This window comes from Schaalia radingae, from assembly GCF_900106055.1.
GTDB classification, from domain to species: Bacteria; Actinomycetota; Actinomycetes; order Actinomycetales; family Actinomycetaceae; genus Pauljensenia; species Pauljensenia radingae_A.
The window spans coordinates 1,756,968-1,779,460 of record NZ_LT629792.1 but is presented as its reverse complement, the minus strand read 5'-3'; the positions used below and the strand labels follow the sequence as shown (position 1 = coordinate 1,779,460).

The window sequence follows — 22,493 nt, the reverse complement described above, 5'->3', positions numbered from 1 at the left end:
CCGTAATGAACTGAAGGTGCGGGGGTAGCCGTGCCAGATTCGTAGCGCTGCCACTTCGGGCGCTGCATCACGCGCTAGCCATCTGCGCATCGGGGCGCGTCTGAGTGCCGTCAGTGGCGCAGCCTCATTTCTTACCGCTGTCCCTGTCTGCCTCGCCCGCCCCGTCCCCCAGGTTCGAATTCGGCGTCCGTCTTATTGCCGAGGGCGACTTGCCTCGGCGCTGAGCTGCATCAATAGCTGCAGTATCTGTCCGTGCCTGGCCAAATGCGTGCCGAGTTCGAACCTGGGGAACTGGGGGAGGACGGTACGGATGGTAGAGCTCGACTGGCTCAGATCCTAACCGGAGCGAGGGGGTGCTATTCCTTGCGCAAATGAAGGGATTCGACCCGGTGATCGGCGCCCTTGGTGAAAATCAGCGTGGCGCGTTCGCGTGTCGGCAAAATGTTCTCGTACAGGTTCGGCAAGTTGATAGCGTGCCACACCATCCGAGCAGTGGCCTCTGCTTCAGAATCACTCAAGCCCGCATAGGTGCGGAAGAAGGAATCCTCACGTTGGAAGGAGGTCGAACGAAGCTGCGCGAATCGGTCGACGTACCACTGCTCAATGTCATCCTCACGCGCGTCCACGTAGATGGAGAAATCAAAGTAGTCTGATACCGCTAAACCGAGGCCGCCAGGATGGGTACGAGGCGGCTGTAACACGTTCAGCCCTTCAACGATCAAGACTTCCGGATGCTCGATCGTGGTGAACTTATCGGGACGAATATCGTATGTGACATGCGAATAAACAGGAACCTGCAGAGGGGAAATGCCCGCCTTCACCGACGCGACAAAGTTCAGCAGCGCTCCGCGGTCGTACGATTCAGGGAATCCCTTACGTGCCAGGATTCCTCGCTCTTCCAAGACCGCGTTGGGCAAAAGGAAGCCATCTGTGGCCACCAGGTCGACCCGAGGCGTGTGCGGTGATCGCGACAACAGGAGCTGCAACAGGCGAGCAACAGTGGATTTGCCAACCGCAACCGACCCAGCGATACCGATGACGAAAGGTGTCACAGGCGCATCCTCTTCGAGGAAGTCGGCCCGTGCGCGTGCCCGCAGATACCGTCCTTGTATGTAGACCTGCAACAGCGCGCACAACGGCCGGTAAATGGCGTCAACCTCGTTCATGTCGATGGGATCGCCCAAGGATGCCAGCTGTGAGATGTCCTCGTCGGTCAGCGGCAGGGGCGTGCGCGCGGCCAGTTTTTTCCAGTGCTCACGGCTAAACGATGAAAATGGGCCTTGTGCTCGGGCGGACTCGTCATTAAAGATCACGGCGCCATTGTCCCCTAATACAGCGGTCCAATGCAGGGATTTGACGTGAATGTGGCGGTCTGTGAGCAATCTTGGATGCGCTGGTCGCGTGGCTCCGATCACGAGGACCCGATGGTCATGCCCCGCGAGCGCTCACAACTGCCTGTCCCCTTGCGTCCGTCTTGCACCCACATACCTGACGGCCAGCTGGAGCAAGACGACGCGGGCCGATCCCCACTGCCATGCATCCCACTCATGGCACGCGAGTCGACGCCACGGGCGTCAAAAACTCCCGATCGCCCCCTGCGTGTGTTGAAATGTCTAATATGTGTGGAATTGTTGGATACGTGGGGGAAGTCCCCTCCCAGCGCCCGCTTGACGTTGTCATGAAGGGCCTGGCAAATCTGGAATACCGCGGGTACGACTCAGCTGGAGTCGCACTCGGATCGGCCGACCGGCCCAAACCCACAGTCATCCGCGCGGTCGGAAAATTGTCCCAGTTGCGTGCGCAGATTGACAGTCAGCGTCCCGACGATGCTATTGAGGCGATCGGCCACACCCGCTGGGCAACACATGGCCAGCCGAGCGTTGCCAACGCACACCCGCATACATCCGCGGATGGGAAAGTCGCCCTCGTCCATAACGGAATTATCGAAAACGCCGACGCATTACGAACGCAGCTTGCCGCAGCGGGCGAAACCTTTGAATCCGACACCGACACCGAAGTCGTCGCGCACCTCATCGGGCGTCTGTACTCCGGATTGCCCATTGACGAGGGAGGTGTCGGCACCTCGGCTGACCGCGTGGCAAGTACATCCACCGCGCCGCGCTGGTCGGAAGATCTGACAGGCGTACCGGCAGAACAACGCGATGGTGCGCAACGCCTCGTGGGCGCCATGCGCGCGGCAACTGAGCAGATCAGCGGCACGTTCACTTTGCTGGCGATCTGTGATGATGCACCGGGCGTGATCGTGGCGGCACGACGCTCATCGCCTCTGGTGATCGGACTCGGTGAAGGGGAGAACTTCCTCGGCTCCGACGTGCTTGCTTTCAGCGAATTCACTACTGATGTCATCGAAGTGGGGCAGGACCAGCTCGCCCTTGTCACCGCGCAGCACGTGACGATTATTGACCAGGATGGCGCTGTTACCGAGCCGAAGAAGCTGGAAGGTGACTACTCGCGTCGACCGGTGACAAAAGAAGGCTTTGGCACGTTCATGGAAAAGGAAATCCATGAAGAACCCGGAGCGGTTGAGCAGACACTGGCCGGGCGGATGGATGCCTCAGGCAAACTGTCGTTGGACGAACTGCGCATTCCGGAAAGCGTACTGCGCAGCGTGGACAAGATGATCATTGTTGCCTGTGGCAGTGCCGCTCACGCCGGGCAGGTGGCGCGATATGCGATCGAACATTGGTGCCGCATCCCCGTGGAAGTCGAGCTGGCTCACGAGTTCCGTTATCGCGACCCGGTTGTGTCCGAAAAGACGCTTGTTGTCGCCATTTCTCAGTCGGGGGAAACGATGGATACCATCATGGCGATTCGTCACGCCCGCGAGCAGGGCGCCCGCGTGATCGCACTGGTCAACACGCCTGGCTCCACGATTTCTCGTGAATCAGACGCTGTGCTGCTGACACATGCCGGCCCGGAGATCGCGGTTGCCTCCACGAAGGCGTACACCGCGCAGATCGCAGCGACGTATATTTTGGGGCTGTATCTGGCGCAGGTGCGCGGCAACAAGTACCCCGATGAAATCGCAGATTACATGGACAAGCTCTTTGCGATTCCCTCGAAAATCAGCACGATCATCAGCGGCTGGGACCAGATTCGCGACGTTGCGCGTTCGTTGACCGATGTCGAATCGATGATCTATCTGGGCCGCCACGTCGGTTTCCCCACCGCCCTTGAAGGTGCGCTGAAACTGAAGGAACTGTGCTACATCCACGCCGAAGGGTTCGCCGCCGGCGAGCTCAAGCATGGCCCGATTTCACTGATTGAAGATGGGCAGATCGTGGTGGTGGTTCTGCCCACGCCTCGCCGCCCCGAACTGCACCGCAAAGTGGTCTCCAATATTCAGGAGGTGCGCGCTCGCGGCGCTCGGACATTGGTGGTGGCCGAGCAAGATGACCATTCGGCTGACGAATGTGCAGATGTGATCTTCCGGATCCCGCCCGCTCCCACGTTGTACGCACCACTTCTGACGGTGATCCCACTCCAGATTCTGGCCTGTGAACTCGCAGGCGCGAAGGGGCTGGATGTCGATCAGCCGCGCAACCTGGCCAAGTCAGTGACCGTTGAATGATGCATGACGCTGATGACGTGACAGCCTATACACCTGAGGTTGTGCGCGAAGCTGAAGCGGTGCATGTGGATCGTGCCTGCCGCGAGGATGACCCCGACCGGCTCATGCGCAAGGCAGCTCGCGGCGTGGCTGATGCAGTGCTGGAGATGTGTCCGGCTGACGGGGCAACGGTGCGGGTCACAGCGTTGGTTGGCGGCGGAGACAACGGTGGAGATGCCCTGTATGCCCTGTCTTATGTGGCCTTGCCAGAAAGCGTTGGCGCGGCGGTCGCCCTCGTCATATCGGACCACCCACACCCTCGTGCCCTTGAAACAGCACGCCAGGCCGGTGCGCGCATAATTTCCGCATCGATGGACGAGGGGGACCTATGCGCGGATCTACCGCCAACCGACATCTGGATCGACGGGTTGTGCGGAACGGGACTGAAGGGTGCGTTGCGCGAACCGCTCGCTCGACTCGTGGACGCCGTCAATGAACAGGTGCAGAAAACTGGTGCGCTCGTCGTGGCGGTGGATGTGCCAACAGGGGTGGGGAGCGCTGATGGAGCGTGTCCGACCCATGCAGTTCATGCGACGCGAACTGTCACGATGGGTGCGCTGAAGACTCCACTGGTACTGCCTCCTGCGTGCTACCGCGCAGGAAGTATTGACGTGGTGGATCTGGGCCTTGCCGCTGATCTGGAACAAGCTGGCAGTGGCGGCAGGGGACTTGCTGGGGACCTTTCGCAAGCCGATAGGGCTGCTCGGCCTGACGAGTACACTCAAGGCGAATTCGATGCCCGACCACACGCGACGGTGCGTGTGCTGACATGCGCGGATGCTCGAAGATGCATGCGCGCCCCTGGCCGCCTCGATCACAAGTACACACGCGGTGTTGTGAGCATCTGCAGCGGATCCGAAACCTACCCGGGAGCCGGAGTGCTCGCCGTCAGCGGCGCACATGGCGTGGGTGTTGGGATGATTCGCCTTGATTCGACCGCCTCGGTGCGTACCCTTGCCCTGATGAGGTTTCCCGACATCGTGTGCGGCACCGGATGCGCGCAGTCAGTAGTTGTCGGATGCGGAATCGATGACGAGCGCTTGAGCCATGCCCGAGATGTCATCATTGACACGCTGAACCAGCACCTGCCGACGGTCATTGACGCGTCAGCATTACCTCTGGTGGTGGAGCTGAGTGAGACATGTGACATGTCCTCAGCAGTGCTCACACCCCATGCGGGGGAGGCAGCGACATTGCTTGATGCGCTGACTGACCGTTCGCCCAGCCGTACTGACATCGACTCCTGCCCTGCTCATTGGGCAGCTGAGCTGGCGCGCGCGAGTGGGGCGACCGTCGTTCTCAAAGGCGCAACAACGGTAATCTGTGCGATTGACGAGGGCGGTCTACCGCTGCTTGCGGTCAACGCTGAATCGTGTGGCTGGACCGGTGTGGCCGGCTCAGGAGATGTTCTGGCTGGCGTGATCGGTGCAGTGCTGGCTAATCCCCAGTGTGCGGTCGATACAGCGGCTCGCCGCGTAGGAGCAGTGGGCGCTGCGGTGTGGCTGCACGCGCAGGCAGGGATCCAAGCAAGCGGTGCGCGCAGCACGCGTACCAGTCCATCCGACACGCGCAGCGATGCCGAGGACGTCGCTAAACTCCGCGAGGCCAAGAACCCGAGCAGACCGATCGGCCAGGACCGCGCACACCATGGGGTGATCAGCACATTCGGTGGGGGACATCCAATCGGTGCAGCCGACATTGCTGCGGCAATCAGCCCCCTCGTCGGCACTGTACTGCAACGGACGACGGCCTCGTGAACAGCTCTTATAACGCAGCGCACAGTCGCGTGAATATGTACCGGCGACCAGCAGTGCAATACTAAAGGCGTGTTGTTGAACGAATCAGTCGGTGAATGTGACTCCATCGCAGTGGAAGAGTACCCCTCCCGCGCTGTCATCGACCTGGGTGCCATCGAGCATAACGCTGCCGTTTTGCGCCAGGATGGTCCCACGTGTCAACACATGGCGATCGTGAAGGCAGATGCCTACGGGCACGGGCTCGCTCAGGTCACATTGGCAGCAGCCCGCGTTGGATTCACCTGGTTTGGCGCAGCCCAGCTGGCAGAGGCGCGGCGCGTGCGAGCCGTCCTCGACCGGGCAGGATACTCGCGCGACGACGTCCATATTCTGACGTGGCTCGGCCCCAGCGACACCACGTGGCGCGGCGCGATAGATGATGACATTGACGTGTCCGTGTCGGTAGTGTCCACACTCGCCCGTCTGGCAGCCAGTGCCCGGGAGGCCGGCAAGACTGCACGCGTCCACGTCAAGATCGACACCGGAATGTCCCGAGCCGGAGCCACCCTGTCAACGCTGCCGGCCCTGGCGTCAGCATTGGCGATGAGTGTCCAGGACCAGACGGTTGATGTCGTTGCAGCCTGGACACATCTGGCTCGCGCCGATGAAGACTCCCCGGAAGGACTGAGCGCCACTGCCACTCAGCTGGACCGCTTCGACGCCGGCCTGGAGATTCTGGCCGACGCCGGGATCCACCCACGTATCCGCCACGTCGGTGCAACCTCCGCGATCCTGTGGCATGAACGCGCATGCTTCGACATGGTGCGCGACGGTATCGGCCTGTATGGTCTGAGCCCCAACCCCGCTCAGCGCACCGCTCGCGACCTCCACTTCAGGCCTGCCATGCGCCTGGAAGCAAACCTCGAGATGATCAAGATTGTCGAGGGGGATCAGGCCGTCTCCTATGGAGGTACATGGACAACACCTGGGCCACGATGGCTCGGTTTAGTGCCGATCGGCTACGGCGATGGAGTACCTCGCGCAGCTTCGAATGCGGGGCCAGTCAGCGTGATCACCCCGACGGGCACCATCCGTACCCACGCGGTCGGCCGGATCTGCATGGACCAGTTCATGATCGACCTTGGACCGGTGAGCGACGCTGAAAACGCCCAGCCTGGCGAACAAGGACCCGATCTTGGCCAATACCATGAGCCACCCGCACCGGTTGGCAGTCGAGTCATTCTGTTTGGAAACCCGGATGACCCCGACACGCCGGACGTTCCACTTGCCGACGAGTGGGCTCAGGTTGCAGACACCATCAACTATGAAATCGTGACGCGTATCGGGCCGCGTGTACCCCGCGTGTATATCCCGGCCACTGCACGCCCGTAACGAAAGATCGTGGAGATGACTCAGATTCAGGAATCGACAATTCACGTCACCAGCGCCGACCATACGCGAGCCATTGGCAAAGCGTTGGCCAGCACACTGCGCGCAGGCGACGTCATCATGCTCAACGGCCCATTGGGTGCGGGAAAAACCACGCTGACGCAGGGGATTGGGCAGGGACTGAATGTGCGTGGCCACGTCACGTCTCCGACATTTACCGTCAGCCGTATCCACCCGCCGTTGGACGAGGGCGGGCTCGCCCTCGTCCATGCTGATGCCTACCGCATCACCGACCTGGATGATCTGGAAACCGTAGACTTGGACTCCACTGCGCACGACACGGTCACGGTTATCGAGTGGGGCGAAGGCAAGACCGAGCAGTTGTCGGATGATCGGCTGGAAATCGTGATCGAACGCGCCGAAGGAACCGCTGCCGGCGGTGACGATGAGGGCACAGATGCTCACTTAGGCCGTCACACAGACGCTCACGCCGGCGGTCAGGCCGGTGAGGCAGATATCCACGCCGACGCTCAGACGCATCACGACGTGATCAATCTGGAAGATATCGACAGTGGCGAACGCACGCTGACCTTCATTTTGCATGGAACCCGCTGGGCTGGCGTACTCGATGACCTGGATGAAAAGGCTCGGGCGCTCGCAGGACTGGACGCGCCCACCACTGACTTACACGACGAAGTAGGATCCCACCGTGACTGACCTTTGTATTGACACCTCCGGCGCTACCACCATCGCGCTTGTCCGCGAGGGTGAACCAACGCTGTATGCCTCCAATGACTCTGCTCGCCACCATGCCGAATCCATTGCGCCACTCATCCACCAGGTGCTAGCCGAAGCAGGTATCGAAGGGCCTTTAAACTCGGATGATATCGATGCCGCTATCGTGGGAACCGGTCCGGCACCCTTCACAGGTTTGCGAGCCGGCTTGGTCAGTGCACGCACCATTGCGCGCGCAGCCGGCATCCCGCTGTACGGTGTGTGCTCCCTGGACATGATTGCCCGAGCCGGCCTGGACCTTTTGCCACCAGATCAGCGTGTGATCGTGGCGACGGATGCTCGCCGTCATGAAATGTACTGGGCACAGTACGAAGCTCAAGGTCCCGACGATGTAGCCACCATCACCGAGCCGACGGTGGGGCCAGTGCGCACGTTGGCGAACGAACTGCAGGCCAGCGCCTCCATGCTGGTGACCACCGGAACACTTCCGTCTTTCGCTGAGGAAGCTCTTTCAGCCGTCCAGACAGTGCCTGTGACTCCCTTCGATGTGTCCGTGGCCAGCCGAATTGTCCGCTCCCGCCTCGAACGCGGCTTAGAGGACACACTGGACACGCAGCCCCTGTACCTGCGCCGCCCCGACATCCACGGACAGCGTCCCGAACGCATGTAAATGGCCAATTCGCCTGACAGTGCGCCCGCGCACGACACCAGTGAGCAGATCCCCCTCGTCAATTTTCGACCCATGGGCGAGGGCGACGCTGCCATCATGGAAACCCTCGAACGCGACATTTTTGCCGAAGACCCGTGGACCAGCACCATGATCGAACAGGAACTGCGTGCACCCGGACGGTTGTACCTGCTCGCTCAGGCTGGCGGATCTGAGAAGTCTGCGGCGGAACCCGTGGGATACGGCGGAGTGCGGATTGGTCCTGACGCCGACATCATGACGATCGGTGTGACCCGCGCGTGGCGCGGCCGAGGGATTGGGCGCGAACTGCTCAATCGGCTCATGGAGGGCGCCTGGTCGGCTGGTGCTGAACGAATTTTCCTGGAAGTACGTTCGTCGAACGTCGCTGCCCAGCGCCTTTATGAGAATGCAGGGTTCGATGCAATGGGACGAGTCCCTCGCTACTTCCATCACCCGCTCGAAGATGCCATCACGATGCGCGCACTCGCCGCTAACCGGGACTTCCGTCATATTTGAAAGTTATGGGTTGCCTAATTGCGTGGTTCGCAGTGGGCGCCACACGGTCGCTGCTGTGGTGACAACGCGGAAACGGCCGGTAGCGCGAGGCGACGCAGGCGCGAAAATAAGCCAAAAACGTCCTCCTCAAGGTAGGAAGGGCGGAAAAATGGGTGGCGGTTTGGGCGTGATGGCCGTGTCAGGTCGATAGGCTAAAGCCATGGCCACGAAAACTGTTGTGACGAAGAAGCGACATGCGTGGACCACGTCAGTGTTCATGAAACAACTGATGGCGGTCTCCGGTCTGGTCTTCGTAATATTCTTGCTGTTCCACTCGTACGGCAACCTGAAAATGTTCCTCGGTCAAGAGGCGTACGATCACTACGCCCACTGGCTGAAGGGTGAAGCGTTCGTTCCAATCTTCCCTTACGGCGGATTTATCTGGGTATTCCGCGCTGCAATGATCCTCTTCCTGGTCATTCACGTTGCATCCGCCGCTCACGTCTGGCTGCGTTCACGCCGAGCACGCCCCACACGCTACGTCGTCAAGAAAGACGCGGCAGTTGCGTATGCGGCACGCACCATGCGCGTGACGGCAGTATTGCTGCTGATCGGCATCGTCTTCCACATCCTGCATTTCACGATGGGTGTGGTGCGCACCGGCTTCGCCCTCGAGAGCACGCCTTATGAGCGAATGGTTGCGACCTTCCAGAATCCGTTGATGGTATTGGTGTATGTCGTGTTCGTAGGCGCTGCCTGCCTGCACGTCAGCCACGGCTTCTGGTCGGCATTTCAAACCCTGGGGTGGGTGCGCTCCAACACCCGCAAAGTCATGGTGATTCTGTCAGGGCTCATTGGCGGCCTCATCTTTGTCATGTTCATGGCTCCTCCGGTTGCCATCGCGGTTGGCATGATCTCCTAGTAGGTAAGGCACAGATACAAAATGAGTGAGACATTAATAGCAGGCTTGTATCGCGAGGGCGACGCCATTGCCGACACGAAAGCGCCTCTGGACGTGCCGTTGTCACAATGCTGGGAGCAGCGGAAATTCTCCGCAGCCCTCGTCAACCCTGCAAACCGACGCAAACTTCACGTCATCATCGTGGGAACCGGTCTGGCGGGCGGCGCCGCTGCCGCGTCGCTGGGCGAAATGGGCTACCACGTCGACGTGTTCTTCTATCAGGATTCCGCCCGTCGAGCACACTCCATTGCTGCTCAAGGTGGCATCAACGCGGCAAAGAACTACCGCAACGACAACGACTCGGTCTACAGGCTGTTCTACGACACGGTCAAGGGTGGTGACTACCGCGCCCGTGAAACAAACGTGTATCGACTGGCAGAAGTCAGCGCCAACATCATTGACCAGTGTGTCGCGCAGGGCGTGCCGTTCGCACGCGAGTACGGCGGTCTTCTGGACAACCGCTCCTTCGGTGGTGTGCAGGTATCCCGTACGTTCTACGCACGTGGCCAGACAGGTCAGCAGCTGCTGATCGGTGCCTACCAGGCGCTGGAGCGTCAGGTTGCGGCAGGAACCGTCATCGAGCACTCACGTCATGAAATGGTCGAACTGATCGTCTCTGACGGCAAGGCTCGTGGCATCGTCGCTCGCGATATGACCACCGGCGAGCTGGAACCGTACGTGGCTGACGCAGTCGTGTTGGCGACCGGCGGATACGGCAACGTGTTCTTCCTGTCAACCAACGCAATGGGCTGCAATGCAACCGCCATCTGGCGTGCACACCGTAAGGGCGCATACTTCGCGAACCCGTGCTTCACGCAGATCCACCCGACCTGTATTCCTCAGCATGGCGATCAGCAATCCAAGCTGACACTGATGAGTGAATCCCTGCGAAACGACGGTCGCATCTGGGTGCCGAAAAAGAAGGAAGACTGCAAGAAGGATCCTCGCGAGATTCCGGAGGAAGATCGCGACTACTACCTCGAACGCATCTACCCCTCATTCGGTAACCTCGTTCCCCGCGATATCGCGTCGCGCCAGGCGAAGAACATGTGCGACGAAGGTCGCGGTGTCGGACCTGAGATTCAAGGCGTGGCCCGTGGCGTGTACCTGGACTTTTCAGAAGCCATCGAGCGTATGGGGCGCGAAGCCGTCAGCGCCAAGTACGGCAACCTGTTCGACATGTACGAGCGCATCACCGGTGACAACCCGTACGACGTTCCGATGCGTATTTACCCGGCAGTGCACTACACCATGGGCGGCCTGTGGGTTGACTACGACCTCGAGTCGAACCTCGATGGTCTGTACGTGGCAGGTGAAGCGAACTTCTCCGACCACGGTGCTAACCGACTGGGTGCATCGGCACTGATGCAGGGCTTGTCAGATGGCTACTTCGTTCTGCCCAACACCATCAACGACTACCTGGCGCACGCTTTCGGCCTGCCGAAGCTTGACGAGGCCAGCCCGGACGTTGTGGCAGCGATGAAGGAAGCACAGGACAAGATCGATCGCCTGATGGCAGTGGGAGGCAACCGCTCGGTGGACTCCTTCCACAAGGAACTCGGCCACATCATGTGGGAATACTGCGGCATGGAGCGTACCGAGGAAGGCCTGCGCAAGGCGATCGATATGATCCGTAAGTTGCGCCAGGACTTCTGGGCAAACGTGCGTGTGCCCGGACGGTCAGTCGGAGAACTCAACCAGTCCCTGGAGCGCGCCGGTCGCGTCGCTGACTTCATGGAGCTGGGCGAGCTCATGTGCGTGGATGCGTTGCACCGCGAGGAATCGTGTGGCGGCCACTTCCGCGCAGAGTCCCAGACACCCGAGGGCGAGGCACTTCGTCACGACGACAAGTTCCTGTACGTCGCCGCTTGGGAGTGGACCGGTGAGGGGCAGCCCCCAATCCTGCACAAGGAAGATCTGATCTACAACAACATCGAGCTGAAACAGCGGAGCTACAAGTGAACCTGACATTAAGAATCTGGCGCCAAAACGGGCCCGAGGACCCCGGTGCCATGCACGAGTACGAAGTCCGCGGAGTATCCGAGGAATCCTCATTCCTCGAAATGCTCGACATTCTCAACGAAGAACTCTTCGAACGCGGGGAAGAACCGATTGCATTTGACTCGGACTGCCGTGAAGGCATCTGCGGTCAGTGCGGCCTGGTCATCAACGGCATCGCTCACGGACCCGAGGTGACGACCACATGTCAGCTGCACATGCGTCACTTCAACGATGGCGACACCATCACCATCGAGCCGTGGCGTGCCAACGGTTTCCCGGTTATTCGCGACCTGGTCGTGAACCGTTCTGCTTTCGACCGCATCATCCAGGCTGGCGGCTACATTTCCGTCAACACGGGTGCTGCGCCGGATGCGCACGCCACGCCGATCCCGAAGCAGGATGCAGACAAGGCGTTCGAAGCTGCTGCCTGCATTGGCTGCGGTGCGTGTGTGGCTGCATGCCCGAATGCATCGGCCATGTTGTTCACCTCCGCGAAGGTCACGCACTTGAACCTGCTGCCGCAAGGTAAGCCGGAGAACCTCAAGCGCGTCAACGCGATGCTTAACCAGATGGACGCTGAAGGCTTTGGCGCTTGCACCAACATCGGCGAGTGCGCGGCTGTCTGCCCGAAGCAGATCCCGTTGGATGTGATCTCCACGCTGAACCGTCAGCTCGGAAAGGCACTGTTCAAGGGGTTGTAAACTTCGAGGACCTGTCACCCATGGGGCAGTAGCCCCGACAGGTGCCAGAGTCTTGCAGTTGGGGGCGGGAGCCAAGTGAAAACTTGGCTCCCGCCCTTCATGCTGCCGCCCTCGATCCTGTCACCTACGCTGACGCTGCTGTCTGTGCTTTCCCTTCTGTGCGCGCAAAGCCTGCGTGACCTCGGACCCAACTATGCTGCTGGGTCCAACCATGCTGCCGAACTCAACCCTGCTGCGTCAGTGCCGCACCCTCCCGTACCCCGAGGTTCGAATTCGGCGCGGTTTGAATCGGTGTGATCGAAGCAGGAAGCTTGTGACCAGCGCTTTTATCGTGATCAGCCTCGTCGAGTCGCCCTCGTCGATGCCGAATTCGAACCTGGGGGACTGGGACGGGACTGGGACGGGACTGGGACGGGACTGGGGTGAGATACGACTGGGTCGGGATGGGTACGAACGCTGGCATTTGTACTGGACTGGCTCTAGAACAGGGGGACGTGTAATTGGGCTCGGGGCCCTAGGACTTGGACTGGGGCAGGGCTCGGGGCTTGTGTCTGGGGCTTGAGGCGCGGGTGGATGCGGTTCGTCACCGGGTGGTGTCGCGGCCGCAGGGAACACGCATAATACAATCGACGCATTGGCAGTGCCGGTGACGCATGCGAACGGAGGTGTTGGCGATGCCGATATTCCTATCAGCGGGCGGGCGCCAACACACACGCATCGGCAGGAAAGCGCGGCGCCCTTTACCTGATCCGCTTGCACTTCGCACCGATCCGAAGACCGCCGCCGGTACGACCAGCGCTGCCGACCCTGACGGTTCTTCCAGCATTACCAGCACAACAAGCGCGGACAGTGCCGAGGGAGGTGAGCAACTCCGAGGTAGCACAGACTCCGAGATGCCGGCCTCCTATCCGCCGCAACCTTGGGATGACCCGACCTGTGAACGGCCTGGTCCATTTCCCCTTCGGCCTGTCTCACCTAAAGAAAGCGATTCGACCGGCAGTGACAGTGCGTACGCGGATCACAAACGCTTCCCGGCGCACACTTCCCATTCGGCAGGTGCAACCATCGCAACGGTGACGACACGCGTGGGAATTTGCCTGCTGGCCAGCATCCTTGTCGCGGTAGCGTTGGCATGGGACAGTCCCACCATCAGTGCGCTGCGTGCACAGGTGGAAAACACGCCAGCAGCCGCGAGCCAGTCGGCCAGTGACGATAACGTCGAGCCGGCGCGAGCAGTCGACGTGACAGCCAACCAGTCGCAATCGGCTGAAAACATGCCCATCGCGCACGACCCGTTCGACCACCCTGCAGTGGCTACAACTGCTGCGAGCTGGCAGGTGATGGATGCCCAAACCGGCGACCTGATCGCGGCCGAACAGATTGATCGCGCCGTCAGTGCTGCCAGTACTCAGAAGCTCTTCACCGTTGAATACGCCGTGAGTAGGCTCTCCCTCGACGATGTTCTCAGTGTCGATGAGGAAACACTTTTGATGCCGCCCGACAACTCCTCACTCGCTGGAATCGTGCCGGGCGAGTACACGTTGCGCGAACTGCTCACGGGGTTGCTGCTGCCCTCAGGCAATGACGCGGCATATGCAATAGCCGTGGGAACCGGCCGCGACCTGCTTAATAATGAACAGGCTGCGCCACAGGACGCCCTCGCTTCCTACGTCGAGGGGCTGGCGCAATTCCTAGCGGACCACGGCTACAACGATACGCACATCTCCGAGCCCTCAGGTCTGAACACCGTTGACCGATCGACTGTGCGGGACGTTTCGCGCGTGGTGACCGCACTCATGACCAAACAGTGGTTCCGCGATATTGTCGCAATGCCCGCAGCGTCAGTTCAGACCTCCACGGGCGAGTATCAATGGAAAAACACGAACTACTTCCTGGACCCCGACAAGCCGCAGTACGATCCGCATGTGTACGGAGTCAAAACCGGCTCAATCCCGGACCTGTTCAACATCGTCACCGCCTATCGAGCAGATAGTTCCGACGAGTATCTTCTTTTCGTCTACGGGTCAGCCACGGATGAGGACCGATACGCGGATACGAGGCTGCTCATTGACACTTTCATCACCGACAAATAGAGCTTCGTCGGCCACCCTCGTCGCTGTTGAGGTGTGCAAAATCGTCATCAGGGCGCGCAGGGGCTACAATCGCGTCTGTGACTGGCGAATCTGAACCCCTCATTCTTGGAATCGAATCGACATGCGACGAAACCGGTGTGGCACTGGTACGCGGAACTGAGCTGCTGATCGACCGCACCGCCACATCGATGGACGAATACGCTCGGTACGGCGGAATCATCCCCGAAATTGCGTCACGCGCACACCTGGAATCTTTCATTCCGACCCTCGACAGTGCATTGCACGAGGGAGGCGCCTCGCTATCCGATGTAGATGCCATTGCCGTCAGTGCAGGTCCAGGACTGGTTGGATCTCTGACAGTGGGAATCTGCGCGGCAAAATCGCTGGCATTGGCACTCGATAAGCCACTGTACGGAGTCAACCATGTCATCGGGCATATGGCGGTAGACGGGCTGGCTGAAGGTCCTCTGCCGGAGCGCTTTATCGGTCTTGTTGTCTCGGGCGGACACTCCAACATCCTGCTCGTCGAGAACTGGGTCGATGGCGTGCGTGAACTCGGAGGCACACTGGACGACGCTGCAGGTGAGGCTTTTGACAAGGTTGGCCGTCTGCTCGGGCTGCCCTACCCTGGAGGGCCGCACGTGGATCGCCTGTCTCAGCAAGGAGACCGCGACGCCATTCGTTTTCCACGAGGCCTCCACGCCGTTAAAGACAAGGACCGTTACCGCTACGATTTCAGTTTCTCAGGGTTGAAGACCGCAGTCGCCCGATACGTCGAGGGAGAGAAGGCTCGCGGCGCTGAGCTTCGGGCAGAAGATATCTGTGCCGGCTTTTCCGAAGCGGTCAATGACTCGCTGACCGCCAAAACGGTGAGGGCATGCCTCGATACGGGGTGCGACACCATTGTGATCGGCGGAGGTTTCTCAGCCAACTCGCGGCTTCGCCAGCTGATCCAGGAGCGCGCCGAGGGCGCGGGGCTGACTGTGCGTATGCCTCCCATGCGTTTTTGCACTGACAACGGGGCGCAGATCGCGGCACTGGGAGCTCGTCTCGTTGCCGGTGGTGCGGCGCCATCGGACTGGGACTTTTCACCGGATTCTGCGATGCCGTTGACTCAGACGTGGATGGCGCCGACAAACGCCGACATGGCAGTGGTCTCCGAGTACGAATGTTGTTCACCTAACCGGTGATGCGAGGCAGAAGGTCGCCCTCGGCAATGCTGACAGCAGCACGCCGAGAGGCGAAAAACACTACTTCTTGGAGTCTCGGTCCGTGCTCGGAGCACCCTTGGAGCGGGTGTTGAGGAACTCGAGCGGGTTAAGCGGGCGGCCGGCACGCATCTCGGCGAGCAGCAGCTCGGTGACCGCTTCGCGAGAGTTGTGCCGTGCATTCTCAGCGACGATGCGTTGACGCTGGTAGGACGCTCCGAGTTTGAGGATCTTCTCAATACTTGCCAACTCGTCAGCGCATTTGAGGTCTTTCGCCACAGGCTCCAGATCGTTCAGCATGCGAACGACCGTGTCGGTGACCAATTCTTCGTTGCCATGCGCATCCAAAATGAGGATCGCTTCCATCCCGTAACGCGCTGAACGCCACTTGTTCTCAGCGACAAACCACTCCGGCATAGGCTCGATCTGCTCCCCGGCGTCGAGTTTGCGTGAATACCATTCGACCAGGCAGTGTGTCAGTGCTGCAAGGGCTGCGACCTCCGTCGCGTTGGTGGCGGCATCGAAGACGCGGTTCTCCACGGTGCCGAGCTTGGGGGAGGGGCGCACGTCCCAGCGCACCTCATCAAAACCATCGATGATGCCGGTGCGAATCATGTCTGCGGCGTACTTTTCCAGCTGGTCCCACTGTTCGAACTGTTGAGGGATGCCGGCCGTGGGAAGTTGCTGGAAAACCATCGCGCGGTTCGAGGCGTACCCGGTGTCGCGTCCTGACCAGAAGGGCGAGGATGCTGCGAGTGACTGCATATGTCCCAGGCGCGAGGCGAGGGCTGATTGAAGCGGGAGCACTTTGTCTCGCGACTCGACGCCGACGTGGACGTGGATGCCGTACAGGAGCATCTGACGACCCCAGTACTGTGTGCGTTCAACCAGCTCTGCGTAGCGCTCTGAGTCAGTGACGCGCTGGAAGGCTGGAGAGGCGAACGGGTGGGTTCCGGCGCTGCCGAGTTCGATGCGCAGGCGGTCCGTGACCGGTCGGAGAAGCTCGATCGTCTCGGTGATGTCGCGCATGCATTCACCGACCGTGTGCCGGGCTCCGGATGTGATCTCGATGGTGTTGAGCAGCATCTCGCGTTGAATGTGGGGGTGAAGTTTGCCGTCGACCTGAGCTTCGGGTGCGTCCAGAATGGCGTTGGCAGCCTGGCGCAGATCGTTGGAATCCTTGTCAATGAGCTGGAGTTCCCATTCAACGCCAATGGTGGATCGTTCGGACGAGGAGAACGTGAGGTGCATGTTCTCGGCCTTTCGGTGGATGAAACGCGTGGGCGGGTGGTGGCTGGTGCGGCTGGTTTTGGTTGAAGGGATGTCCGTGCGCACCGGCTGTTGTGCTCGCGCTCATGCGAATTAGTAACTGGATCATTGTCTCAGTCTGAAAGGCTGCGCGCGCGACAACTCGGCGAATTTCGTCAATCGCGATCGGGCGCGTGGGCGGGTCGATGTTGAGCAGCTGGCTGCTTGGCGCGGTTGCGGCAATTGCATTCAGGCAGGGGCTGCTCGCGTTCGGCGACTCCTCGATCCGTTGATACTACGCTTGTTTCTTCTTGCGCCACCTTCCTCCCCATCCCCGAGGTTCGAATTCGACGGGATTTTCGAGGTGAATGAAGAGGGTGGATGGCTGTGACCTGCGGTTTCGTCCGGAAATACCTGAGAATGCGTGAATAACTGCATCGAATTCGAAGCTCGGGGATGAAGTGAAGAGGTCAGTAGGGCAGGAGTGACAGTTGAAAGACGGCAGTGCGCCCGCTTGTCCACAGGTCTGCCTCGTCGATGGTCGGATTCCACAGATGCTTGCGACCGCTGAACATCCGTGCCCGTACTCTCGCATACTGGCTCAATCGACGAGGGGGGAGCGGGCAACGCGGCGGCCTCAGAATGCGCGAATGTGAAAGGAAGGGCTCGATGGAGTCAGCCAACGGCGGCCACGGTCCACCAACGCTGCGGTGGGTTGCACGGTACATGGCCAAGACGTCGAGACGGCAGCGCCCGAAGCAGGTAGCGGCAGAAACTGGGCGCTTACTGATTCAGATCGTGCGCGGAATTTACCTGTCGACCGCCGTTTTCGATGGCATTGCAGAGCCGTGGAAAATACGGCGAATCATTGAGCTGTCGCGGATCATTGCAGCAGCCATGACCTACCGAGATGCAGTCGTGATTGGAGAATCGGCTGCACTGGTGCACGGCTTGTATACATATGAACTCAGCGGCGATGTCCATCTGCTGGTGCCCACACGACCTGGAAAAGCTGTTCCGACCATGCGAACGATTCGATTGGAATCGTGCAGGACCCAGGGAGGGGTGATCTACTGGTGGGAGCAGCGCAGTGGCGAATCGGTGACAGCGTCGCTGGCACGCGAAGGTTCGCAGCGGCAGACGGTCCATGTGAAAATGGCGCGGATCCGACGGCACTCCTCGCGGTCCTTCATGAGCGAAAGACCGCGTCAGCTGGACCTTCAGATGGGGCGTGCGCTGCCAAGTGGCCACCGTCGCTCGCCTCGGTGCGTGATTTTGCGGTGCACATCGGTGAACGCAACAGCCCTGACGGCAGCTCTCACGGCGCCTCTGCCGTGCGCATTCGCGATGATGTGCGGTGCGCTGAATCGGACGTCGGGGTTCAAGCGGAGCGTCGAGCACCGTTCGCGCAAGCAGGAAGGCCGTGTGCGTGAGACGTGGCTACGAGCGATTCGACAGCTTCCGAAAGGGTTTCGCCGCAGACGCTGGGCCGAGTGGATATGCAGGCATAGTGATGCCGGATGCGAATCAACTGGTGAAGCGGCCCTTATGTGGGTGTTGAAATCTGGCGGCTGTACGGGTCTGACCACCCAAGTACGCTCACCTGCCGATCGACTCGGCGGATGCTTCTACATTGACGTGGCACTCGAAAAAGCCAAAGTCGCCATTGAGTTCGACGGCTATACCAAGTACGGAGACAACCGCTTTGAAGTATCAGATTCCTATGCTCAGCAAATGCGGCGCCAGCACATCCTCGAAAAACGAGGGTGGATCGTCGTGCGTGTGACCTGGTCGGATCTCTTCCACCCCGACCATGTAATCGGCAAAGTATGGGCCGCTGTGGAGCAACGGTCTCGGCTATACGAGACAGTGAAACGAGGTGGACGCCCCAGGCGTCAGGTGAGCAATGACGCGGTCAGAGCCTAGAGGAATGACGCGGTTAGAAGCTAAAGGAATGACGCGGTTAGAACCTAATGAGAAGTGCGGTTTCCTGCATGATCGAGTCGACGGGTGAGGATTGCACGGTGAGTGTCGCCAAGCCGTGTTGCGAAAACGGTCATCTCACCGCCATCCGAGTCGGAAGAAAGCGCCGAGGCTAAAGCGCGCTGCATTGCTCCGGTATCGATTGAAGCACCGCGCTTCTTGATTTCAACCGAGCTGGGGTCGAATTCGCGAAGCGCCTTCTTGATGGCTTTCATTCGCAGAGGAACCACCGAGCACACCTCAAACCGTGTCCACCATTCGGCAGCGGGTAGCGAGTCTGCGGTGAGGTAAGCAATCGAACCGGAAATGAGGTGTGCACCGAATTGCTCGGCCAACGTGGCGATTCCTCCGGACCGGATCACTGCAGGATCGGGCTCAGTGAGCATCGAGCCAAGGACACCGACAGGTGCCTGCGCAACGCGTGCAGCGCAGTTTCCGCGGGCTCCCTCGTCAATCAGCGTCGAAAACACTGTGCCGGAAGCAGCGCTCCGCATGACACAAGCGGAGCGGCCCGCTGGCAGCCCCATCGCGGGGGAGTAGAGCAGTGCTTCGACCAGTTCCCCGTCGACGCTGGTCCACTGCGCATGCCAGGTTGGCGGCAGCGTGGCATGCTCGATTCCCGGAGCAACTTTGATGGCGACACGACCGATTGTCTTGGCCCAGGAAATCGCCTGTGACAAGGGCGGAGACCACTGTTCCGGATCGTAAATGCGTTGCGAACCGCGTGCAGCGCCGGTCCTCCTGGAGGGGTCAACGAAGAGAGCATCCACGCCGTCTGTGCGCAGTGTGTCGATATCGAGCGCCGTCACGTCAGCAACCCGCACGCGTGCAGTGGGGTAACTCGAGAGATTGGCGGTGGCCATGGCTGCGGTCGTTGCGTCCAGTTCGACGGCTTCAACTCCTAATCCCGCTTGGGCGAAGGCTCGCGAATCCGAACCGATCCCGCACCCAAGGTCCGCCACTGCATGCGCCCCTGCCTGTACAAATGCCGCCGCGTGGCGTTCGGCAATGACACCGCGCGTGGCCTGTTCGAGCCCGTCACGAGTAAAAAACATATCGGCTGCTGCTTCACCGAATTTCGCTTTGCCCTGGATTCGTAGGCTCGTCAAAGTCAGTGCCGCTGCGATCAGATCCGGCGCGTATCCTCGGGATCGAAGCTTGGCATTGAGCGTGTTGAGGTGCGGCTGAGCGGTGCGCACGGTGAGGCCTTCAGGCAGGAAACCTGTGATCTCGGAGAGGAGTTTCTTGCCGTCCCCGCTGATCAACTCGCCGAAAACTTGCGATGCATCCGAATAAACCACGCTCCTATCCTGACATGTATAAAGGGCAGAACGAGTGCCGCCCTCACTGGCGTGGCTCACCAATGCTGGAGCGCGAGACGTTGTTGCCTGTGCGAATGCGCGCTGAGGAGTAAGTTTCACTGGCAAATGCGACGAGATACGTGTCTTCCTGGGCTCTGACGTGCCAACTTATGCCGTATTAGGTTGGGTGTAGCGCACTCGCGAATACCCTCAGCTCTTCATCCCCGACGCCCGATCCCGAGGTTCGATCTCAACGACACACCCTGTGGCCCGACGTCCCCCTTAAGTCCCGAGGTTCGATTTCGGTGATCTACGAGGGGGACGCTGCTTCGTGACAAGTCTCTGACCAGCGGATTTGTTAAGCCGTGTGTCTGTTGTGCCGATGAAACAGTGCCGAGTTCGAACCTGGGGAACAGGGGGGTGCCCCTATGTTGTGTGTCAAGCTGCCAGGGCGGTGTCGGGGACGTCGTAGAGGGTGCCGTCTCGGAGCATGGCGTACAGGACTGTGAGTCTGCGGTGGGCGAGGGCGATGATGGCTTGGTTGTGTCGTTTGCCTTGTGCTCGTTTGCGGTCGTAGTAGGTGCGGCTGACCGGGTCGGTGCGGATCACGGCGAAAGCTGACAGGAACAGGGCACGTTTGAGGCGTTTGTTGCCTGAGTGGCTGACTCGTTCAGACTTGATCGATGACCCGGACTGTCGGGTGGTCGGTGCCAGGCCAGCGTAGGAGGCCAGGGCGGCGGAGCTGGTAAATGTCTTGCCGGAGAGCTCGGCGATGATCATGGCGGCGGTCCTGAGACCGATGCCGGGCATGGATCTCAGGACCAGGTAAAGAGGGTGGGTGGCCACGATCTTCTCTACCTCGGTTGCAACATCGGCGCGTTGAGCGTGCAGACTCAACAGTTGGCGAGCCAGGTGCGGTATGACAAGGCCCGCGGCTTCGGTGCCGGTGACTGTCACCGACTGCTTCGCTAGCGCGGTAAGAATATCCTCGGTCCATGCTGTGTGGCGGCGAGCTCCGTGCTTTTTGAGTTTCGCATCGATTCTCGCTCGCCCGGCTTTGCGTAGAGCCTGCGGGGTTGGCCAGGTAGCGAGCACTTCGAGGATTGCGTCATGTTCCAGGCGTGGTCCGAGAACTCTTTCCAGTTCAGGGTGGATTTGGGTGAACAGCCCGCGGATCCGGTTGGAGACTTGATTGACCTGCTGTGAGAGGTCAAGGTCGAAACCGGTGAGCATCGCCAGTCCTGCCTCGTCCTGGTCGGTCTTGGTGAGCTGTCGCAGGATGTGGGGAAGGCTGCGGGCTGCGTCAGCGATAATGAACGCATCCTTTTCATCAGTCTTCGCCTCGCCCGGGTATAGGTCAGCGATCCGGCGCATGGTCAGCCCCGGCAGGTAGGCGACCTCGATGCCCATATGTTGGGCGACCGCGATGGCGAGAGCGCCGATTGTTGCCGGCTGATCCACGACCACCAGCACAGAGCCTTTCGCTGACAGATTCGTGTAGATATCAGTGAGTTTTTGTTCGTTGTTGGGCAGGGTCTTATTCCATAACACCTGCCCGGAATCGGTTAGTGCGCAGGCCCAGTGGTCGGTCTTGCCGACGTCCAGTCCTAGAAAAATGTCTGGTCGGTCAGTTCTCATGGCAGTTGTCCTCTCGGTTTGCACCATAAGTCGGCCGAGCCTAGACAGCACGCCTCACATCCACGTTACGACAGGCATCCATCCTTGGTGCCGAGCCCCTAATCAGCGATCACATGCTGGCAACCGACCCTGGTGGCAACACCCCCCCGGATCATTGGATAGACAGGGGCAAGACACCATGCCAGGGCGGCTGGCCGACAATCCCAATCAACACCCGCCAATCAGGACCTGTCAACAAGGTAACGGGCATTCGTGACTCCCGTCGCGAAGAAGACTAGCGAGTCTCTGACGCTGCCACATTGCGCTACCCGACGTGCCGGAGCAGGTCGTGCCCTTGCTATCGAAGCCACGAACATGTGGATAGGTTGATCTGAGATTACGCGCGGCTCTGGCGAAGACGGCCCTCTCCGGCACCTCACCACCAACATGCTAGAAATACATGGGGCGGTCAGTATTCGCTCGACGCTCCTGCTCGTTCAGGCCTTCTCTGCTAAGTATAGCTGGTGGAGGAGGCTCATGGGTTTGATGACTGCGAGGCAGGCCTTGCGTCGACGCCCGGCGAGGTTGCCTATACGGCGTCTAAGACGCCGCGAAATTCAAGCGCTGCGGGAGCGGGAAATGAGCTGCGATGTCTCATCGAAATTTCGGGGAGAGGGCAGTTTGCCACGCTACTCGGCATCGGCTG

At 60.2% G+C, this 22,493-nt stretch carries 16 protein-coding genes; 12 read left to right on the top strand and 4 right to left on the bottom strand.

Features of this window, described 5'->3' with window-relative positions:
* Positions 1 to 356 precede the first annotated feature (356 nt).
* Positions 357 to 1,310: a type I pantothenate kinase gene (gene coaA, locus BLT69_RS07785; protein ID WP_070726995.1), complete on the bottom strand. Its 954-nt coding sequence runs from the start codon at positions 1,308 to 1,310 to the stop codon at positions 357 to 359.
* A gap of 308 nt (positions 1,311 to 1,618) precedes the next feature.
* Between coaA and glmS the strand changes: the two genes are divergently transcribed.
* The 11 genes from glmS (at position 1,619) to tsaD (ending at position 15,620) form a co-directional block, all read left to right on the top strand.
* A complete protein-coding gene (gene glmS, locus BLT69_RS07780; RefSeq protein ID WP_092648778.1) occupies positions 1,619 to 3,592 on the top strand; it encodes a glutamine--fructose-6-phosphate transaminase (isomerizing) in 1,974 nt (657 codons plus the stop codon).
* Positions 3,592 to 5,388, top strand: coding sequence for an NAD(P)H-hydrate epimerase (locus tag BLT69_RS07775; RefSeq protein ID WP_162272397.1), 1,797 nt, complete (start codon positions 3,592 to 3,594; stop codon positions 5,386 to 5,388). Before glmS ends, BLT69_RS07775 begins: the two co-directional genes overlap by 1 nt.
* 69 nt (positions 5,389 to 5,457) lie before the next feature.
* Complete coding sequence (gene alr / locus BLT69_RS07770; protein WP_257590297.1) at positions 5,458 to 6,759, top strand: alanine racemase; 1,302 nt, start codon at positions 5,458 to 5,460, stop codon at positions 6,757 to 6,759.
* Between the two features lie 15 nt (positions 6,760 to 6,774).
* Positions 6,775 to 7,473, top strand: coding sequence for a tRNA (adenosine(37)-N6)-threonylcarbamoyltransferase complex ATPase subunit type 1 TsaE (gene tsaE / locus BLT69_RS07765; RefSeq protein ID WP_092649133.1), 699 nt, complete (start codon positions 6,775 to 6,777; stop codon positions 7,471 to 7,473).
* Positions 7,466 to 8,161 (top strand): tRNA (adenosine(37)-N6)-threonylcarbamoyltransferase complex dimerization subunit type 1 TsaB, encoded by a 696-nt coding sequence (gene tsaB / locus BLT69_RS07760; protein WP_058237128.1) that lies wholly within the window; start codon positions 7,466 to 7,468, stop codon positions 8,159 to 8,161. Before tsaE ends, tsaB begins: the two co-directional genes overlap by 8 nt.
* Positions 8,162 to 8,695 (top strand): ribosomal protein S18-alanine N-acetyltransferase, encoded by a 534-nt coding sequence (rimI, locus tag BLT69_RS07755; RefSeq protein ID WP_257590296.1) that lies wholly within the window; start codon positions 8,162 to 8,164, stop codon positions 8,693 to 8,695. It begins immediately after the preceding gene.
* A 199-nt stretch (positions 8,696 to 8,894) separates the two neighbouring features.
* The gene (locus BLT69_RS07750; RefSeq protein ID WP_058237127.1) at positions 8,895 to 9,596 is read left to right on the top strand and encodes a succinate dehydrogenase cytochrome b subunit; all 702 of its coding nucleotides are present in this window, start codon (positions 8,895 to 8,897) and stop codon (positions 9,594 to 9,596) included.
* 21 nt (positions 9,597 to 9,617) lie between these two features.
* On the top strand, positions 9,618 to 11,597 hold the full coding sequence (locus BLT69_RS07745; protein WP_058237126.1) for a fumarate reductase/succinate dehydrogenase flavoprotein subunit: 1,980 nt from the start codon (positions 9,618 to 9,620) through the stop codon (positions 11,595 to 11,597).
* A complete protein-coding gene (locus BLT69_RS07740) occupies positions 11,594 to 12,337 on the top strand; it encodes a succinate dehydrogenase/fumarate reductase iron-sulfur subunit (RefSeq protein ID WP_058237125.1) in 744 nt (247 codons plus the stop codon). Before BLT69_RS07745 ends, BLT69_RS07740 begins: the two co-directional genes overlap by 4 nt.
* 674 nt (positions 12,338 to 13,011) lie before the next feature.
* Positions 13,012 to 14,430, top strand: coding sequence for a serine hydrolase (locus BLT69_RS07730; RefSeq protein WP_157886382.1), 1,419 nt, complete (start codon positions 13,012 to 13,014; stop codon positions 14,428 to 14,430).
* Positions 14,431 to 14,507: 77 nt separating this feature from the next.
* Positions 14,508 to 15,620, top strand: coding sequence for a tRNA (adenosine(37)-N6)-threonylcarbamoyltransferase complex transferase subunit TsaD (gene tsaD, locus BLT69_RS07725; RefSeq protein WP_227469331.1), 1,113 nt, complete (start codon positions 14,508 to 14,510; stop codon positions 15,618 to 15,620).
* 60 nt (positions 15,621 to 15,680) lie between these two features.
* Here tsaD and BLT69_RS07720 read toward each other — a convergent pair whose 3' ends face one another.
* On the bottom strand, positions 15,681 to 16,889 hold the full coding sequence (locus BLT69_RS07720) for a glutamate--cysteine ligase (RefSeq protein WP_070726989.1): 1,209 nt from the start codon (positions 16,887 to 16,889) through the stop codon (positions 15,681 to 15,683).
* Between the two features lie 666 nt (positions 16,890 to 17,555).
* Here BLT69_RS07720 and BLT69_RS07715 point away from each other — a divergent pair.
* Positions 17,556 to 18,812, top strand: a complete 1,257-nt coding sequence (locus BLT69_RS07715) for an endonuclease domain-containing protein (RefSeq protein WP_092648775.1) — start codon at positions 17,556 to 17,558, stop codon at positions 18,810 to 18,812.
* Between the two features lie 44 nt (positions 18,813 to 18,856).
* Here the strand turns inward: BLT69_RS07715 and BLT69_RS07710 are convergent, their stop codons facing one another.
* A complete protein-coding gene (locus BLT69_RS07710; protein ID WP_092648774.1) occupies positions 18,857 to 20,170 on the bottom strand; it encodes a class I SAM-dependent methyltransferase in 1,314 nt (437 codons plus the stop codon).
* A gap of 438 nt (positions 20,171 to 20,608) precedes the next feature.
* Positions 20,609 to 21,808, bottom strand: a complete 1,200-nt coding sequence (locus BLT69_RS07705; RefSeq protein WP_092648763.1) for an IS110 family RNA-guided transposase — start codon at positions 21,806 to 21,808, stop codon at positions 20,609 to 20,611.
* Between the last annotated feature and the right edge of the window lie 685 nt (positions 21,809 to 22,493).

What these genes read in the sequence shown, in the direction of transcription:
- glmS (WP_092648778.1), top strand. Translation starts at nt 1,619, where the DNA reads ATGTGTGGAATTGTTGGATACGTGGGGGAAGTCCCCTCCCAGCGCCCG.
- BLT69_RS07775 (WP_162272397.1), top strand. Translation starts at nt 3,592, where the DNA reads ATGCATGACGCTGATGACGTGACAGCCTATACACCTGAGGTTGTGCGC.
- tsaE (WP_092649133.1), top strand. Translation starts at nt 6,775, where the DNA reads ATGACTCAGATTCAGGAATCGACAATTCACGTCACCAGCGCCGACCAT.
- rimI (WP_257590296.1), top strand. Translation starts at nt 8,162, where the DNA reads ATGGCCAATTCGCCTGACAGTGCGCCCGCGCACGACACCAGTGAGCAG.
- BLT69_RS07750 (WP_058237127.1), top strand. Translation starts at nt 8,895, where the DNA reads ATGGCCACGAAAACTGTTGTGACGAAGAAGCGACATGCGTGGACCACG.
- BLT69_RS07745 (WP_058237126.1), top strand. Translation starts at nt 9,618, where the DNA reads ATGAGTGAGACATTAATAGCAGGCTTGTATCGCGAGGGCGACGCCATT.
- BLT69_RS07730 (WP_157886382.1), top strand. Translation starts at nt 13,012, where the DNA reads ATGCCGATATTCCTATCAGCGGGCGGGCGCCAACACACACGCATCGGC.
- BLT69_RS07720 (WP_070726989.1), bottom strand. Translation starts at nt 16,889, where the DNA reads ATGCACCTCACGTTCTCCTCGTCCGAACGATCCACCATTGGCGTTGAA.
- BLT69_RS07715 (WP_092648775.1), top strand. Translation starts at nt 17,556, where the DNA reads ATGGAGTCAGCCAACGGCGGCCACGGTCCACCAACGCTGCGGTGGGTT.
- BLT69_RS07705 (WP_092648763.1), bottom strand. Translation starts at nt 21,808, where the DNA reads ATGAGAACTGACCGACCAGACATTTTTCTAGGACTGGACGTCGGCAAG.